The sequence below is a fragment of the Neorhizobium puerariae genome (genome assembly GCF_042429745.1).
GTDB lineage: Bacteria > Pseudomonadota > Alphaproteobacteria > Rhizobiales > Rhizobiaceae > Neorhizobium > Neorhizobium puerariae.
Map to the genome: position 1 here is coordinate 1 of NZ_JBHMAA010000051.1, position 16602 is coordinate 16602.

General features: G+C 63.9%; 16 protein-coding genes. 11 read left to right on the forward strand and 5 right to left on the reverse strand.

Going from position 1 to position 16602, the window contains the following annotated elements; genetic code table 11:
* Nucleotides 1-252: 252 nt before the first annotated feature.
* From ACFFP0_RS30265 to ACFFP0_RS30280, 4 genes are all read right to left on the reverse strand, one after another.
* Nucleotides 253-1323 (reverse strand): ABC transporter ATP-binding protein, encoded by a 1071-nt coding sequence (locus ACFFP0_RS30265; protein ID WP_377265946.1) that lies wholly within the window; start codon nt 1321-1323, stop codon nt 253-255.
* A gap of 13 nt (nt 1324-1336) precedes the next feature.
* The gene (locus tag ACFFP0_RS30270; protein ID WP_377265947.1) at nt 1337-2185 is read right to left on the reverse strand and encodes a carbohydrate ABC transporter permease; all 849 of its coding nucleotides are present in this window, start codon (nt 2183-2185) and stop codon (nt 1337-1339) included.
* Nucleotides 2178-3116, reverse strand: a complete 939-nt coding sequence (locus ACFFP0_RS30275; protein WP_377265948.1) for a carbohydrate ABC transporter permease — start codon at nt 3114-3116, stop codon at nt 2178-2180. Before ACFFP0_RS30275 ends, ACFFP0_RS30270 begins: the two co-directional genes overlap by 8 nt.
* Before the next feature lie 73 nt (nt 3117-3189).
* On the reverse strand, nt 3190-4485 hold the full coding sequence (locus tag ACFFP0_RS30280; RefSeq protein ID WP_377265949.1) for an ABC transporter substrate-binding protein: 1296 nt from the start codon (nt 4483-4485) through the stop codon (nt 3190-3192).
* 242 nt (nt 4486-4727) lie between these two features.
* Here ACFFP0_RS30280 and ACFFP0_RS30285 point away from each other — a divergent pair, with 242 nt between their 5' ends.
* The 3 genes from ACFFP0_RS30285 to ACFFP0_RS30295 are packed head-to-tail and all read left to right on the forward strand — an operon-like array spanning nt 4728 to nt 7727.
* Nucleotides 4728-5927 (forward strand): ROK family protein, encoded by a 1200-nt coding sequence (locus ACFFP0_RS30285; protein WP_377265950.1) that lies wholly within the window; start codon nt 4728-4730, stop codon nt 5925-5927.
* 36 nt (nt 5928-5963) lie between these two features.
* Nucleotides 5964-7067, forward strand: a complete 1104-nt coding sequence (locus ACFFP0_RS30290; protein ID WP_377265951.1) for a Gfo/Idh/MocA family protein — start codon at nt 5964-5966, stop codon at nt 7065-7067.
* Nucleotides 7068-7085: 18 nt separating this feature from the next.
* Nucleotides 7086-7727, forward strand: coding sequence for a ThuA domain-containing protein (locus ACFFP0_RS30295; protein ID WP_377265952.1), 642 nt, complete (start codon nt 7086-7088; stop codon nt 7725-7727).
* A 63-nt stretch (nt 7728-7790) separates the two neighbouring features.
* On the opposite strand, the gene ACFFP0_RS30300 is transcribed toward ACFFP0_RS30295, so the two are convergent.
* Nucleotides 7791-8498 (reverse strand): TetR/AcrR family transcriptional regulator, encoded by a 708-nt coding sequence (locus ACFFP0_RS30300; protein ID WP_377265953.1) that lies wholly within the window; start codon nt 8496-8498, stop codon nt 7791-7793.
* A 285-nt stretch (nt 8499-8783) separates the two neighbouring features.
* On the opposite strand from ACFFP0_RS30300, the gene mhpA reads away from it, so the two are divergent.
* From mhpA to ACFFP0_RS30340, 8 genes are all read left to right on the forward strand, one after another.
* A complete protein-coding gene (mhpA, locus tag ACFFP0_RS30305) occupies nt 8784-10421 on the forward strand; it encodes a bifunctional 3-(3-hydroxy-phenyl)propionate/3-hydroxycinnamic acid hydroxylase MhpA (RefSeq protein WP_377265954.1) in 1638 nt (545 codons plus the stop codon).
* Between the two features lie 13 nt (nt 10422-10434).
* Nucleotides 10435-11496 carry a maleylacetate reductase gene (locus ACFFP0_RS30310; protein WP_377265955.1) on the forward strand — a complete coding sequence of 354 codons (1062 nt, stop codon included), beginning with the start codon at nt 10435-10437 and terminating at the stop codon, nt 11494-11496.
* Nucleotides 11497-11545: 49 nt separating this feature from the next.
* The gene (locus ACFFP0_RS30315) at nt 11546-12811 is read left to right on the forward strand and encodes an ABC transporter substrate-binding protein (RefSeq protein ID WP_377265956.1); all 1266 of its coding nucleotides are present in this window, start codon (nt 11546-11548) and stop codon (nt 12809-12811) included.
* A gap of 68 nt (nt 12812-12879) precedes the next feature.
* Nucleotides 12880-13599 (forward strand): ABC transporter ATP-binding protein, encoded by a 720-nt coding sequence (locus tag ACFFP0_RS30320; RefSeq protein ID WP_377265957.1) that lies wholly within the window; start codon nt 12880-12882, stop codon nt 13597-13599.
* Nucleotides 13596-14315: an ABC transporter ATP-binding protein gene (locus ACFFP0_RS30325; RefSeq protein WP_377265958.1), complete on the forward strand. Its 720-nt coding sequence runs from the start codon at nt 13596-13598 to the stop codon at nt 14313-14315. The genes ACFFP0_RS30320 and ACFFP0_RS30325 overlap by 4 nt, the downstream gene beginning before the upstream one ends.
* Entirely contained in the window at nt 14312-15175 is an 864-nt protein-coding gene (locus tag ACFFP0_RS30330; RefSeq protein WP_377265959.1) for a branched-chain amino acid ABC transporter permease, read from the forward strand. The genes ACFFP0_RS30325 and ACFFP0_RS30330 overlap by 4 nt, the downstream gene beginning before the upstream one ends.
* Nucleotides 15176-15183: 8 nt before the next feature.
* Nucleotides 15184-16293 (forward strand): branched-chain amino acid ABC transporter permease, encoded by a 1110-nt coding sequence (locus ACFFP0_RS30335; protein WP_377265960.1) that lies wholly within the window; start codon nt 15184-15186, stop codon nt 16291-16293.
* Between the two features lie 16 nt (nt 16294-16309).
* A partial coding sequence (locus ACFFP0_RS30340; RefSeq protein WP_377265961.1) for a dioxygenase occupies nt 16310-16602 on the forward strand: 293 nt, incomplete at its 3' end.

Genomic DNA, 16602 nt, shown 5'->3' on the forward strand with positions numbered 1-16602 from the left:
CATTCCCGCCGACGGCGCCGTCCTCTACCCGACCGTCGACGACGGCCTCGACGGCGTCGCCTTCGTCCAGGCCTGCGTCGCCTCCTCACGCAAAAACGGCGCATGGGTCAGGCTCTAGCACGCACACCACCGGCGCATAACCGGAGCTCCCCCCGCCCGGCCTTCCCCGGAAAGCCCGCAACCCGCGTCAGGCCGCCGCAGCCCATTCGCGGAAACGGGCGGGAGAACCTGAAAACGCCGCAGCGGAGCCGGTTACAGGGCGATGCCGCTTTCGCGATCGAAAACATGCACCTGTTCGGCAAGGATGCTGGTCTCGAACCTGACGCCGTAACGGGCCGGATATTCGCCGTCGACGATCGCCACGACCTGCTGGCCGGCGAGATCGAAGACAACATGGGTCTGCGCTCCGGTGGGCTCGACCAGCAATGTCTGGCCCGCCAGCATTGTCCCACCGGTTCCGGGACCCAGATGCTCCGGCCGCAGCCCGACCTTGATCGCCTGCCCGCGCCTTACCTTGCGGTCGGGCGCAATGCGGATCGCGGTTCCGTCGACAAGGCGGACAGCGGCCGCACCGTCCTCGCCGTCGACCGTGCCGTCGAGCAGGTTCATGGCCGGCGAGCCGATGAAAGCGGCAACGAAAAGATTGGCCGGGGTTTTGTAAAGCTCCATCGGCGTGCCTTCCTGCTCCACCCGCCCCTGGTTCAGGACGACAATGCGGTCGGCAAGCGTCATCGCCTCGATCTGATCGTGCGTGACGTAGATGGACGTGGTGCCGACCTTCTGGTGCAGCGACTTGATCTCGGAGCGCATCTGCACGCGCAGCTTCGCATCGAGATTGGAAAGCGGTTCGTCGAACAGGAAGACCGCCGGGTTGCGAACGACAGCGCGCCCCATGGCGACGCGCTGGCGCTGACCGCCGGAAAGCTGGGCCGGCTTGCGGTTAAGGAGCGGCATGAGATCGAGCATGCGGGCCGCCTCCGCCACGCGCTCGGCAATCGCCTGCCTGGGCACGCCGGAAAGGCGCAGGTTGAAGCCCATGTTCTCGGCGACCGTCATATGGGGATAGAGCGCATAGGACTGGAAGACCATTGCGATATTCCGCTCGCGGGGCGTCAGCTCGTTGACCACCTTTCCGCCGATCAGAACATCCCCCTCGGTGATTTCCTCCAGCCCGGCGATCATCCTGAGAAGCGTCGATTTTCCGCAGCCCGAAGGGCCGACCAGCGCGATGAACTCGCCATCCTCGATCGCGAGCCTCACGCCATGGATGACATCGAGCGATCCGTAGGATTTCTTGGCGTTGGACAGGGTGACGGATGCCATGGCGTATCTCCGGTCAGGACTTGACGGCGCCGGCGGTCAGTCCGGCTATGATATGTTTCTGGGCGAGGAAAAAGACGATGATCGTCGGCAGGATGGTGAGGGTGATGAAGGCCAGCACCAGTTGCCATTCCGTTCCGAACTCCCCGCGATAGACCATGATCCCCAGCGGCCATGGGTAGATGGATTCCGAGTTCAGCATGATGAGCGGCAGAATGTAGCTGTTCCAGCTCGAAACGAAGGAGACGATGCCGACGGTGGCGACGATCGGGCGCGAGAGCGGCAGCGTGACATGCCAGAAGAAACGGATATAGCCGCAGCCGTCGACGAAGGCCGCCTGGAAAAGCTCCTCCGGAAGGTTCCGGAAATAGTTCCGGAAGAGGAGGATGCTCATGCCGAGGCCGAAGGCGACCTGGGGCAACACCACGCCCCAATAGGTATTGAGCAGGCCGAGATCGCGAATCCGGATGAAAAGGGGCAGGATCGCCGTGGCGGCGGGAAACATGAGCCCGATCAGGAAATAATTGAGAAGAAAGGTCGAGCCGAAGAACCGCACATGGGCGAAGGTAAAAGCCGCCATCGCCGAAACCGAGAGGGTGAGCAACACGGTCAGCACCGCGATGACCAGCGAGTTCATCATCTGCCGCCAATACCGCTCCCCAAAGAGGATGTCGGTATAGTTCGCCCATTGCCACTCCGCCGGCAGGCCGAATGGATTGACGCGCAGATCGCCCAGGGTCTTGAAACCTCCGAGCGCCGTCGTCAACAGCGGAACCACGACGACGGCCGCGATGATGGTGAGCGAGACGTAGAGATAAACCCTGGTGCCGGCGCTCATCCGGATGGACGATGTCGTCTCAGTCATGGCGCATGAAAATCCGTTTGTAGCTGAAGGCGAGCGTCACACAGATCATGAACAGGACGACCCCCACCGCGCTTCCGAGGCCGACCTGCATACGCGTGACGCCGAAATTGTAGAGGAAGGTCACCATTGTCTGCGTGGAGTTGAACGGCCCGCCGCCGGTGAGCGGCATAATCATATCGAAAAGCTGCAGCGAGCCGACGACGGCAAAGAACACCGACAGGCGCAGCGTCGAACCGAGCAGCGGCAGTGTGACATAGCGGAATTTCTGCCAGCCGGTGGCGCCGTCGATTTCCGCAGCCTCCAGGATGCTCTTGTCGAGCGACTGGAGCCCGGCGATGAAAAGCATCATGTGGAAGCCGAAATATTTCCAGACGATCACGCCCAGCACCGCATAGATGGCGAGGTCCTTGTCGGCTAGGACATACGGGGTCTCGGTCCCGAGGAAGCCTGCAATCGCCGCGAACAGCCCGTAGTCGCCGTCATAGACGAAACGCCAGATCAGACCGGCCGCCACATCCGCCAGCACATAGGGCAGGAAGAAGATCAGCCTGAAGACGACCACGCCCCGGATGCGGATCGCCAGCATCGTCGCCAGCCAGACGGCAAGCGGTATCTGCAGGAGCAGCGACACGACGATGATCAGGAAATTGTTCCTGAGCGCCGTCAGGAAGGCGCTGTTCTTGAACAGCACCTCGAAGTTCCGCAATCCCACGAACTGGTCGGGCAGGCCATAACCATCCCATCTGTAGAGGCTGTACCAGGCGGCCTCCCCCATCGGCATGATCACGAAGATCGTGAACAGCAGGAGCGCGGGCGGCAGGAAAAGGACCAGCACCGGAAGCCGGCCGCGCGCGGCAGGACTTCTGCGTCTCGCCCCGGATCGCGCGCCCGCTGCCGGGCCGACGGCAGTCGTTGCGGAGAGATTCGTCATTTTCATCCTGGCTGTCACGGTCGAAGGAGGCGCCCCGGCGCGGAAGCAATCCGCCCGGGGCGCGCGCATGACTTCACATCTTTTCCAGCTCGATCGCTTCCTGGATCGTCTGTGCTCCATCCTTCGGCGACATCTGGCCGGACACGATCGCAACCGATGTGTCGTTCACGACGCGCCCGACGGAGGGACCAAGCTCCTGATCGAAGAAGTTCTGGTGCCAGGTGGAGCCCTTGAGCTGTTTCGCCGACTCGCCAAGCAGCGGATTGGTAACGCCATCCTCCGCCCCCGCCGCGACCGGCAGGATCATGCCGGCCTGCGCCATCAGGCGTTCATTCTCCGCATTCGTCAGATAGGCAAGGAAGTCGAGAGTTTCTGGCGGCGCCTTGGCCGTGACCGCCCAAGCGTTGATCCCTCCGAGCGTATCGGTGGCTGCACCCGCTCCCCCCTCTACGACCGGAAAGACGAAACGCCCGATATTGTCGCTCGCCAGACCCTTGCCGTCGCCGGCATTCCGGCGCTGGAAGGTCTCGGTCGTCTCGAAGCCCAGGATCATGGCGGCCTTGCCGTCGCCGAAAACCCCGAGAGCCTGCGGCCACGTCGTGCTGAGATAACCGGGCTGGAACGGCTCGAGCTTGCCGAGGGCGGCCAGTTGCTCGCCTGCCTTGATCGCCGCGGGCGCGACGAAGCCATCCCCCTCGCCGTTCTTCATGGCATTGAAACCCTGCTGGCCCGCATTCCGCATGACCAGATAACTCCAGTAGAAATGGATCGGCCACTTCTCGCCGCCGCCGCCGGCAATCGGCACGATCCCCGCATCCTTGAGCTTTTTCACAGCGCCGAGGAAGTCGCCCCAGGTCTTGATGCCTCCGGCATCGACCCCCGCCTTGGCGAAATAAGCCTTGTTGTAGAAAAAGCTGACGACGCCCATTTTGAAGGGCACGGCACCAACCTTGCCGTCGAATGCCATGCCCTTCAGGGCAGCCGGGTTGTAGGTCTTGCCCCAGGCCCCGCCATTGGCATTCATGGCCTCCGCGAGATCCTTCAATGCGCCGGTGCTCTGCTGCTGCTTCAGCACGCCGCCGCCCCAGCTATAGAAGAAATCCGGCGCGTCCCGGGATTGCAGCAGGGTCGGCAGCTTCGCCTTGAAAGCCTCGTTTTCGAGGAACTGCATCTCGATCTTCACGCCGGGATGCCCGGCCTGGTACTTATCGGCAATATCCCGCCAGATCTTCACATAGGCGGGATTGAGTTCCAGATGGAGCCATTTGACCACCGTTTCGGCCGAAGCCGCGGTGATCGTTGAGAAGAACGTCAGCGCGCCGATGGCAGCAGACGCGAATCGAATCCTCGATTGATGGATGGTCAGCATAAGGTCTCCTCCCAGCGACACTTTATTTCTGTATCCGGAATAAATAAAGCTCCCCGATCCGCGACCTGTCAATAGCCAAGCCCACGAAAAGGGCATATTGCGCTTTTCGTGGACCGAATATGCAGATTTCTGTTGCATCGCCGTCGAGATCGGATTTAGAAAGTGAACGAATTTAATTTGCCTCACGAAATAAATCGCATGTCAGAAGATGCGATGGGGATCGTCAGGCCGCGTGGGCACCGATGAAGACCGCCGATCCCGAACTGATGCGCGCCATAAACCGTCTGAGCGTCCTGGATACGATCAGGCGCCATGGGCCGATCTCGAGGATCGAGATCAGCGAACGGACGGAACTTTCGACCACCACCGTTTCGGCGATCACCGCGTCACTTCTCGATGACGGACTGATCCTGACGCGCCACGAGGGCGACATCCGCAATGAGGCTGTGCGCGGCCGGCCGCGCGTCATGCTGGAAGTCGATCCCGACGCCGCGCGCGTGGTGGGCGCCAAGATCGCCGCAAGCCGGATGGTCTTCGTCGTCACCAATTTTCGCGGCGACGTGCTTTCCAGCCTGACCTTGCCGATCCGCATAGACCGGCAGCCGATTGCGGTGATCGCCGATCTCGTGGAAGACGGCGTGCGGCGTTGCGTCGTCGATGCCGGCCTGTCGCTGGAAGAGGTCGACAGCGTCTGCCTCGGCATTCCAGGCGTGATCGAGCACCGCACCGGCCACATCCGGTCGAGCCCGATCTTCCGTGAAGTCAATATTGATTTTGCTGCGGAAATGTCGACGCGCCTGTCAACGCCGACGATCATCGAAAGCGATGCGCACGCGATCACGCTGGCGCATCACTGGTTCGGGAAGGCCCGCGAACTCGAGGATATGGTGCTGATATCGCTCGAGCAGACGCTCGGCCTTGGCGTCCTGCACCGCAACCGGCTCTTCCGGGGCGCGGGCGGCCTCAGCCACAATCTTGGCGATCTCGTGCTCGGCATGGGGTCCCAGGGCATGGTCCGGCTCTCCAGTCAGGCGGGCGAAAGCGCGATCCTCGGCGAACAGCAGATGGACGGGCGATTTGCGGAAGCGGTCCGGCTTGGCCGCGGCATGAGCCATGTGCAGGCCCTGATCCAGGCGGACGATGACCGGCTGATCGGCGCCGCCGTGCGTGCGGGACAGGCCGTCGGGCTCACCATCGCCAACATCGTGACGCTGTTCGCTCCCCCGCGGGTGATCCTCGTGGGCTCGTCGCTGGCGCTTGGCGAACCCTTCCTGAACAGCCTGCGGGACGCCTACGCGCTCGCCATTCCGCCTTCGCTCAAGGGTGTCAGCGAACTGGTCTTCGACGATTCGACCGACGATTTCTGGGCGCAGGGCGCGGCCGCGGTGGCCCTGTACGAACTTTACGAATCCCCCTGGAGCACGACGGGGCCGGCGGTCTGATACGCCGGGAAAGGCGCAATTATCGGGAGGAGAATGATGGACAAAGTCGGTATCGGCATCATCGGATGCGGCAACATCTCGGGCGCTTACCTGAAGGCGATGACCTCCGCCTTTCCGATCCTCGACATTCGCGGACTGGCCGATCTCAACCGCGATATGGCCGAAGCCAAGGCATCCGAATTCAACCTGTCCACCAGGACGATCGATGAATTGCTGGCCGACCCGAAGGTCGAGATCATCGTCAACCTGACGGTCCCCAAGGCGCATGTCACCGTCGGCCTGCAGGCGCTGGAAGCCGGCAAGCACACCTATTCGGAAAAACCGCTCGGGATTAATTTCGCGGAAGGGAAAAAACTGGCGGATGCCGCCAGGGCCAGGAACCTGCGCATCGGCGCGGCTCCCGACACCTTTCTCGGAGGCGGCCACCAGACCGCCCGCACCCTGATCGACCGGGGCGTCATCGGCCAGCCCGTGGGCGGCACGGCGACCTTCATGTGTCCGGGCCATGAACGCTGGCACCCGAACCCGGCCTTCTATTACGAAGTCGGCGGCGGCCCGATGCTTGACATGGGGCCTTACTACATCACCGATCTGGTCAACCTGCTCGGCCCGGTCGCACAGGTCGGGGGCTTCGCGATCACGCCCCGCAAGCAGCGCGTCATCACCAGCGAGCCGCGTAACGGCGAGCGCATCCCCGTGCATGTGCCGACCCATGTGGCGGGCGTGATGGCTTTTGCCGGCGGGGCCGTGGTGCAGATCACGATGAGCTTCGACGTGGCGGGCCACAAGCATGTGCCGCTGGAAATCTATGGCACCGAAGGCACGCTGATCGTACCGGACCCGAACCATTTCGGCGGACAAGTCGAATATCTGAGGAAAGGCGGCCGGTTCGAGGAGCAGCCGGTCAGCGCGCCCTATGCGGACGGCAACTATCGCTCGCTCGGCGTCGCCGACATGGCTTATGCGATCCGCTCCGACCGGCCGCATCGGGCGAACGGCGATCTCGCGCTGCATGTGCTGGAGGTCATGGAAGCCTTCCACACCGCGGCCGAACAGGGCCGGACCATCAGCATCGTCACGGCGACGGAACGGCCGGCGCCCTTGTCGGAATCGCTGATCGACGGGCGACTGGCGAAATAGTCTTGGAGGAGAAGAAACATGCGGGAAGCACTGATCGTCTGGGGCGGCTGGAGCGGCCACGAACCGCAGGAATGCGCCGCCATCATCAGGGACATGCTCGAGGAAGACGGCTTCAAGGTCTACCTGGAACACTCGACCGAAGCGTTTGCGGACCCGTCCATCCATGATCTGAGCCTCATCATCCCGATCATGACCATGTCGAAGATCGAGAAGGAGGAGGTGAAGAACCTCGCCGCGGCGGTCGAGAGCGGTGTCGGCATCGCCGGCTATCACGGCGGCGCAGGCGACGCCTTCCGCGACTCGGTGGATTACCAGTTCATCATCGGCGGCCAATGGGTGGCCCATCCCGGCAATATCATCGACTATGAGGTCAACATCACCAGGCCGGACGATCCGCTCATGGAAGGCATCTCGGATTTCCCCTACACGTCCGAGCAATACTATATGCATGTCGATCCCTCGAACGAGGTGCTGGCGACAACCACCTTCACCGGCGAACACGCCTACTGGATCGACGGCGTCGTCATGCCCGTGGTCTGGAAGCGGAAATATGGCAAGGGCCGGGTCTTCTATTCGTCCCTCGGCCATGAGGCGAAGGAATTCGAGGTGCCGCAGATGCGGACGATCTTCCGCCGCGGCGCCAACTGGGCGGCGCGCTGAGCAAAACCACGGGCGATCCCGCCCCGGGGGCTCGCGAAGCCGCCCGATGGCCCGGATACTGGATCAGCGCTCGGTTTCGAGCGCCGGTCGCGGCCTTGAAGCGAGTTCCCGGGCCGCCTCGTCTCCGATGCCGGTCATGCAGAGCAGCCGCACGACGGTTTCGTCAATCGCTGTCTCGGGGACTTCTCCATCCGTGATCGCGAGGCTGACCCCGACAATCGCATGGGTCGCCAACTTCCAGACGAGATCCGGATCGTCGACGAAAAAACGGCCCGCCCGCGCGGCGAGCCGCAAGTCGCGGATGGCGAATGGCCCCATCCGGCGAAAGATCGCATTCGCGATCACTTCCGACCGATTGAGGAGCTGCTTCCATCGGACATCACGGGTCGCCGTCTCCAGGACGGTTCTGATGCCGAAGGCATAGACCTGAGCGGGATCTTCGAAGGTGTCCGTCACCTTCTCGATCCGGAGACCCAGGTCGTACATCATCTCCTCAAGCACGGCGACCGCCAGGTCGTCCTTGGATTTGAAGTAGTTGTAAACGGTTCCCGCGCCAACATCGGCCCGCGCGGCGATCTCGAGCATGGTGGCGCCGTCGACACCCTTTTCACTCATGACGATTCGAGCCGCACGGACCAGCGCCTCTCTCACAAGGCGCTGGCGACGCGCCACGCGCCCTTCTGTCTGGGTAAGATTCATTTCTCTGGATCGGTCCTCTCTGGTTGCGCGCGGACCATAGACAACCAGCACCCGACTCGCAAGTGAACGCATTCATCTATGAATTCGCTCGCCTGATGCCGGAACCTCCCCGGCCGGCCGGCAAGCTTCCCATTCTCTCCTCCGCCTCCGGGACCCTCGTTAACCCGAAAATCCGTATGTTGTCGCAGTTATCAATCATATGAATTATGCTCATAAATGATTTTTAATCGTTATTGACGAATATTCATTTTTGACTTAGACAAAATCCGGACGGCACCGAAAAGCTCGGAAACAGGGAGCGGGTGCCCGGGATGCGAGGAAGGGATCGCGAAACGGCGATCCGCGGAGGAGATCAAGATGACAGTCAAGCTGGCTGGCGCGCCCGCCCCGGGCACGCCTCACGATACCGATGTCGCAATTGTCGGCGCAGGACCGGTGGGTACCTTCCTTGCAATCATTCTCGGCAGGCAGGGAAAGAAGGTCACCCTGATCGAGCGCTGGTCGAGCGCCTACGGTCGCCCGCGCGCGGTGACCTACGATCATGAGATCGCCCGTATTCTGGCCGTGCTGGGCATCGATTCGGAAAACGATCCGGCGATCAGCTACCACGACGAACTTTATTACTGGCGGAACGCTGCCGGCGAAAACATCCAGATCGTTGACTGGCAGAGCACCTCCGCCTCGGGCTGGCGCGTGCGCTACTGGTTCAACCAGCCTGATCTGGAAATGCGGTTCACCGGCATCGCCGACACCTGTCCGACCGTGACGCAGATCCGCGGATATGAAGCCGTGGAGCTCGCGCAGGACGCCGAAGGCGCCACCCTCACCCTGCGGCGAAATCCGGTCGAGGCGCCCGGAAGCACCGAAATCCGCGCCATCCGCGCGAAATATGTCGTCGGCGCCGACGGCGCAAACAGCCTCATCCGCGAGGCGCTCGGCATAGAGAACGAAGACCGGGGTTATTTCTTCGACTGGCTGATCCTCGACATGATCCCTCATGGCGACTACCAGGTTTCACCGGCGCAGTGGCAGCTCTGCGACCCCAGGCGTCCCACCACGATCGTTCCCGGCGGTCCGGGTCGCCGGCGGTGGGAATACATGGTGCTTCCGCATGAGAGCCCCGAGGAGATCGCCAGGGAAGAGAATGTCTGGAAGCTGTTGGAGCCGTGGGGACTGACGTCGGCGAACGCCACCCTGGAGCGCAGTGCCGTCTATCGCTTCCAGGCCCGATGGGCGAAGGTGTGGAACAAGGGACGCTGCGCGCTGGTCGGAGACGCGGCGCATCTGATGCCGCCCTTCGCGGGCGAAGGCATGTGCGCAGGAATCCGTGACGCCTTCGCGCTCGGCTGGCGCCTGAACGCCATTCTCGACGGCAAGCTCGATCCTTCCGTGCTCGATAGCTACACGACGGAGCGGAAGGAGCACGCGAAGCACTACATCAACTTCAGCCAGGAACTCGGCAAGATCATCTGCATCTCCGATCCGGAACAGGCGGCCGAACGGGATCGCCGGATGAAGGCGGAACTCGAAGCCCGCGGCCACAAGCCCTTGCCGACAGACATATGCCAGCTTGGCCCCGGCGCCTGGTGCGAGGACACGGCGCATGCCGGCGAGCTTTCCGTGCAAGGCATCGTCGAGGCCAATGGCAAGCGGGATCGCTTCGACCAGGCGATCGGCTTCGGCTGGATGGTTCTCGGCCTCGACCGTGATCCGGCGGCCGTGCTGGCGCCGGACCAGATCGCACAGCTCGAATTCCTCGGCGGCCGGACCGTCAGGATCGGCACCCCGGGGGCCGATTGCGACGCGGTGGATATCGAAGCCACCTATGCCCGCTGGCTGAACGGAATCGGTGCGACCTATGTGCTGCTGCGGCCGGACTTCTACGTGGCAGCAACGGCGACCTCGGCGCAGGCGCTGCGGCGCAGCTTCGACGAGGTGATGGCGCGCATCCATATCCGGGATGCCCAGGCCGAAGCCCGGCTGGCGGTCGCCTGACGGGAAGACGGCCATGATCGATCCCTTTGTCTACAACGTTGATCCGGCGCGGATCGTCTTCGGGCGGGGTTCGCTGTCCCGGGTGGCCGGCGAAGTCGAGCGGATGGGCTGCGGGCGGGCGCTGGTTCTGGCGACCCCCTTCCAGAAAGCCGATGCGGAACGGCTCGCCGCGCAGCTCGGAGCACTGGCGGCGGGTGTCTTCTCCGGCGCGACGATGCACACGCCGGTCTCCGTCACGCAGGAGGCGATGGCCGCCTTCGCGGCATCGCGCGCCGACTGCGTGATCGCTTACGGCGGCGGCTCGACGATCGGTCTCGGCAAGGCCATCGCCTGGCGCAACGATGCCCCGCAGATCGTCGTGGCCACCACCTATGCCGGGTCCGAGGTGACGCCCATCCTCGGCGAGACCGAAAACGGCCTCAAGACCACCCGGCGCGACCGGCGCATCCTGCCGGAAATGGTGATCTACGACCCTGATCTGACGCTGGGCCTGCCGGTGGCCATGAGCGTATCGAGCGGCCTGAACGCCATGGCCCACGCGGTCGAAGCCCTCTATGCCGAGGACCGCAATCCGATTTCATCGATGCAGGCGATCGCAGGCATTCGTGCCTTGAAGAACGCGCTGCCGGCGATTGTCAGCAATCCGGCGGACACGATGGCGCGATCCGAGGCGCTCTACGGTTCCTGGCTTTGCGGCACAGTGCTGGGGACGGTGGGCATGGCCCTGCACCACAAGCTCTGTCACACGCTGGGCGGCAGCTTCGACCTGCCGCATGCCGAGACCCACGCGGTCATGCTGCCCCATTCCGCCGCTTACAACGCGACGGCTGCGGCCGGGGCGCTGGCTCCGGTCGTGGAACTCTTCGGCGGCGGTTCGCCGGGTGGGGGGCTTTACGACTTCGCGGCATCGCTCGGCGCGCCCCTTGCCCTGAGGGGCCTCGGCCTCGCCGAAGCCGATCTCGACAAGGCTGCGGATCTCGCCGTGAAGAATCCGTACTGGAACCCGCGCCCGGTGGAGCGGGAGGGAATCCGCGCGCTGCTGCAGCGCGCATGGGAGGGATCGCGGCCGGAATAGTGCCGGCTCGACGCAAGGGAACCGAACGGAACATCAGGGAGGAAACGGGATGTTCACGAGACGCAGACTTCTGAAAACAGGGGCGGCTGTGGCCGCGACGAGCTTCGCGATGCCAGCACTCGGGCGGGACGTGAAGATCAGGATCGGTTATATCAGCCCGCAATCCGGTCCGCTGAGCGCATTTTCCGAGGCCGACAAATACATGGTGAGCCGGTTCCTGGACGCCGCGACGAAAATGGGCCTCAAGACCGAGGTCATCGTCAAGGACAGCCAGTCGAATCCCAACCGCGCCGCCGAAGTAGCGCGCGAACTAATCACCCGCGACGAGGTCAACCTGATCCTCGTCGCCTCGACACCCGAGACCACCAATCCCGTTTGCACCATCGCCGAGGCGGAGGAAGTGCCCGTCATCTCCTCGGTCGCGCCATGGCAGCCCTGGTTCATCGGCCAGCAGGGCAATCCCGGCGATCCGTCGAGCTGGAGCTCCTTCGACTATGTCTATCACTTCTTCTGGGGGCTGGAAGACAACGTCTCCGTCTTCCTGAACATGTGGAACACGGTCGCCACCAACAAGAAAGTGGGCGCGCTCTGGCCGAATGACGGCGACGGCAACGCCTGGGCCGGCGACGTGGGCATGCCGAAGGCCGCCGCTGCCGCGGGCTACAGCCTCACAGATCCCGGCCGCTACCAGAACCTTACCGACGACTTCTCGGCCCAGATCAACACTTTCAAGCAGGCCGGGTGCGACATCCTCACCGGCATTCCGATTCCTCCGGATTTCACGACTTTCTGGACGCAGGCCAGGCAGCTGGGTTTCAAGCCGAAACTCGTCTCCATCGCCAAGGCGCTCCTCTTTCCCGAAAGCGTGGCGGCCCTCGGCGACCTCGGGCACAACCTGACCTGTGAACTCTACTGGTCACCCGCATTCCCCTATAAGTCCTCCCTGACGGGCGATAGCTGCGCCGACCTGGCGGAGCAGTTCTCGCAGGCTGCGAGACGGCAGTGGACGCAGCCCGTCGGCTTCACTCATGCGCTGTTCGAGGTGGCGGCCGATGCGCTGAAGCGCGCCTCCGATCCGACGGACAGGGATGCGGTCGCCGAAGCCGTAGCCGCCACCTCTCTCGACACGGTCGTCGGCAATATCGCCTGGGGCAAGACGAACGTGCCGGCCTTCGCGCGCAAGAACGTCGCCAAGACCCCGCTCGTCGGCGGGCAATGGCGGCGCAGGAACGACGGCAACTTCGACATGGTCATCGTCGAAAACGGCAACGCGCCCGAAATCCCGCTCGGCGGGACGCTCGAGACGCTTGGCTGACCGCCGGGGCGCTCCGGCACGGGATGCACCGGAGCGCCCCGGCGATGATCGTTTCATCGGAGGCCCTCATGCCAATCCTCTCTCTCGACGCCGTATCCAAATCCTTCGGCGCCCTCAAGGTGGCGGACCACGTCAGCTTCGATCTCGAGCCGGGTGAAGCGCTCGGCGTCATCGGGCCGAACGGCGCGGGAAAATCCACGCTGTTCAATCTGATAGCCGGCAACCTGAGGCCGGATGGAGGCCGCATTCTCCTCGACGGTCGCGATGTCACGGCCGGCTCCGCCATGACGCGCTGCCTCGCGGGTATCGGGCGGTCGTTCCAGATTCCGCAGCCCTTCGGCCATCTCACCATCTACGAGAACCTCCTGGTGGCCGCGCGTTTCGGCGGCGGCTTCCCGGCGCGCGAGGCGCCGGAGCATTGCATGAACATCCTGCAGCGAACCGGCCTCACCGCGCAGGCGGCACGCCTGTCGGGCACCCTTCCGCTCTTGCAGCGCAAACGCCTCGAACTTGCCCGGGCCATGGCGACGGCACCGCGCCTGATCCTCCTCGACGAGATCGCCGGCGGGCTGACCGAGGCCGAATGCATCGAGCTCGTCGCCACGATCCGGCAGATCCATGCGGAGGGCACGGCAATCATCTGGATCGAACATGTCCTCCATGCGCTGACTTCGGTGGTCGAGCGGCTCATGGTGCTGAATTTCGGCCGGATGCTGATGATCGGCAGCCCTGACAAGGTGATGGCCTCGCCGGAGGTTCGGGAAATCTATCTGGGGATCGAAGCATGACGGATGAAAAACCGCTTCTGGAAATTTCGTGCCTGACGGCAGGCTACGGGGACTTCAAGGCCCTGTTCGGCGTCGATCTCCATCTCCGGGCCGGCGAGACGGTGGCGATCATCGGCGCGAACGGCGCCGGCAAGACCACGCTGATGCGCGCGATCACCGGCATCGTCCGCACGGCATCGGGCGCGATCCGGCTCGACGGAGAGAAGATCGACATGCTGCCCGCGCCCGAGGTGCTGTTGCGCGGCATCGCCATGGTGCCCGAGGGGCGCAGGCTTTTCCCCTCGCTTTCGGTCGAGGAGAACCTGCTGATCGGCGGCCACGCCCGCAGGGGCGACGGCCGCTGGAACCTCAATGCGGTCTACGAGCTCTTTCCGGTTCTCAAGGAGCGCCGCAGCGATCCCGGAACCGCGCTGTCCGGTGGCCAGCAGCAGATGGTCGCGATCGGGCGGGCGCTGATGTCGAACCCGCATGTGCTGCTCTGCGACGAAATCTCGCTCGGCCTCGCGCCGGTCGTCATCCGCGACATCTACGCCGCCATACCGAAGATCAAGGCTTCCGGCGCGTCGATCATCGTGGTCGAGCAGGACATCGGCCAGGCGCTCAAGATCGCCGACCGCGTCTACTGCATGATGGAAGGACGCATGACGCTGGAAGGGCGGCCGGAGAACCTGTCGCGCGAGGCCATCCACGATGCCTATTTCGGAGTAAGCGCATGATCTGGCTCGATACCTTCGTGCAGGGCGTGCTTCTTGGCGGTCTCTACGCGCTGTTCGCCGCCGGTCTGAGCCTTGTCTTCGGCATCATGCGGCTCGTGAACCTGGCGCATGGCGATCTGATCGTGCTCGCCGCCTACCTGATCCTCGGCTTGGTGACCGCCCTTGGCCTCCACCCGGCGCTGGCCGCGCTCATCGCGCTGCCGCCGATGTTCGTCCTCGGCTGGCTGTTGCAGACCCATGTGCTGAACCGCGTGCTCGGCGAGGACATCCTGCCGCCGCTGCTGGTAACCTTCGGCCTGTCGATCGTGACGCAGAATGCGCTGCTGGAAGGCTTCAGCGCCGACAGCCGAAAACTCTCCGTCGGCGCGATCGAGGCGCAATCCGTGTCGGTCGGCCCGGTCACGGTCGGACTGATGCCGTTGCTGACCCTGGCCTCGGCCATCGCGGTCATCTTCCTGCTCAACCAGCTCTTCTACCGCACGGCCCTCGGCCGCGCATTCCGCGCCACGTCGGACGACGCGGTCACGGTGCAGCTCATGGGCATCCGCCCCGAGCGGGTCTTCGCGATCGCCACCGGCATCGCATTGGTGGTGGCGACGATTTCGGCATTCTATCTCGGCACCCGCGCCAATTTCGATCCCTCGATCGGCCCGGCGCGCCTCCTCTATGCTTTCGAGGCGGTGATCATCGGCGGGCTTGGCAGCCTCTGGGGCACGCTTGCGGGAGGCATGGTGATCGGCGTCGCCCAGGCCTTGGGCGCGGCGATCAATCCCGAATGGCAGATCCTGTCAGGGCATATCGCCTTCGTGATCGTCCTGATGTTGCGGCCTCGCGGCCTTCTTCCCCGCGCCACCGACTGAGGTTTCCCATGATCCGCCTCTCCTCCCAATCCGCCGCGCGAGTTCTCGTGACCGTCATCACCCTGGCGCTCGTCGCGCTGATGTTCGCCGTGCCGGCGATCGCCTCGCGAGCGGTCGTGCAGGATCTCTTCACGGTCCTCACGCTCCTCGTCCTGGCGCTGAACTGGAACATGCTCGCCGGCTTCGCCGGGCTCGTTTCCGTCGGTCAGCAGGCCTTTGTCGGTATCGGCGCCTACGCGATGTTCGGTGCGGTCATTCTTCTGGGGCTCGATCCGCTCGCCGGTATCCTGATCGGTGGTCTGGCGGCCATGGCCTTCGCCGTTCCCATGGCCTTTTTCGCCTTCCGGCTGAACGGCGCCTATTTCGCCATCGGGACCTGGGCGATCGCGGATATTGCCAGGCTGTCGGCCGGACAGTGGAAGGCGCTCGGCGGCGGCACCGGCACGTCGCTGCCGAAGGGCACGACGAGGGACATGCTCGGCGTCCCTTTCGTCAAGGACATGCTCGGCATCAGCAATGCCGCTGCCTCGGATGCCGTCACATACTGGCTGGCGCTCGCGCTGGTGATCGTCATGCTGGGGGCGAGCTTCCTCTTCCTGCGCTCCCGCCTCGGCCTCGGCCTGCAGGCCGTCCGCGACAACGTGAACGCCGCGCGGTCCGTCGGCGTCGATCCTCTCCGTCTCAAGGCGCTGGTCTTCCTGCTGACCGCCTTCGGCACAGGTCTGTGCGGCGCGCTCATCTTCATCCAGATCACACGCGTGACGCCGGATGCGGCATTTTCGGTGATCGACTGGACCGCCTTCGTGATCTTCATCGTGGTGATCGGCGGGATCGGCACCCTGCCGGGACCGATCCTCGGCGTGATCATCTTCTATGCCCTGGAACGCCTGCTTGCAGATTACGGCACGCTCTACCTCATCGTCCTCGGCCTGATCGGCATCGCCATCATGCTGTTTGCCCGCCGCGGCCTCTGGGGCCTGTTCAGCGATCGCACCGGCATCGATCTGCTGCCGCTCCGTCACCGCCCTCCATCGAAACCGATCTCCATGGCCGCCGGGTCGGCACTGGAACCGACCCTCGGCCTCAACCGCCCGGGGGGACACACGAACATCATCTAGCCGAAAGGAACGGGATATGAATCAGTATTTCACCGAGGAGGGTTCGGTCGAGGCCGTGAATGCGCGGATGGGGGCGGATGTCAGCCCGCGGCTTGCCGAGGTCATGGCCTGCCTGGTCCGGCATCTGCATGCCTTCGCCAGGGAGATCCACCTGACCCAGGAGGAATGGGAGGCCGGCATCGACTTCCTGACGAAGACAGGCCAGATCTGCAGCGGCGAGCGGCAGGAGTTCATCCTGCTTTCCGACACGCTCGGCTTCTCCATGCTGGTCGACGCCATCAACAACCGACGCCCGCAGGGCGCGACGGA